A 639-nucleotide genomic window follows, 5' to 3' on the forward strand; every position below is an offset into this window, starting at 1 on the left:
GGGCACAGATCGGGGGTTCATGCGTGGGTTTTCGACATCGCGGGGCCACGCAGCGGCTCAGTGCGTAGCCATTTCTCACCGAATCCCGGCACAGGGCCGAGCGCAGCCCTGCGGGGTCGTGGCCGCATCGGATCGGACTCTGGCTTGGCTGCCGGCTGTGTGGCCGGCACCTCGTCACGCGGCCGGCGGCGGCGCGCGCGCTGCGGGCCGGTAGTGCGCTTGCTCCAGCGCGCCGTGCTTCTCGAAGTGGGCGAGGATGGCGCGGATGGCGGTGGGTTCCTCGATGCTGGCGACGATCCGTACCGCGCCGCCGCAGTGGGCGCAGGTGGTGATGTCGATGGAAAAGACCCGCTTGAGCCGTTGCGCCCAGCTCATCGCACGGCGCTTCTGCTCGGGGCTGCGCGGCTCGTCGTGGGCGCTGACGTCCACTGGCACCGCATCGCCCGCAGGCCGCTTGCCGCGCCCCGTGGGCGTCAGCTGCGCACGGCAGGTTTGCATTCGGGGCGAATACGCCGTGGAAGCGGGTGAGATGCGCGCGAGGTGGCGGGACCAGTGCCGCCAGCTTGGCGATGAAGTCCACCGCATCCCATTCGACATGCGTGGTCCCATTTCGCCACGGCGTCTTGAGCTGATACCGCA

At 69.8% G+C, this 639-nt stretch carries 1 pseudogene; it reads right to left on the reverse strand.

The features are described from left to right. Window positions 1–174 precede the first annotated feature (174 nt). Window positions 175–639: pseudogene (locus N5D20_RS24690) on the reverse strand (transposase); the annotation flags it as partial.

This window comes from Stenotrophomonas sp. GD03877, from assembly GCF_029840555.1.
GTDB classification, from domain to species: Bacteria; Pseudomonadota; Gammaproteobacteria; order Xanthomonadales; family Xanthomonadaceae; genus Stenotrophomonas; species Stenotrophomonas geniculata.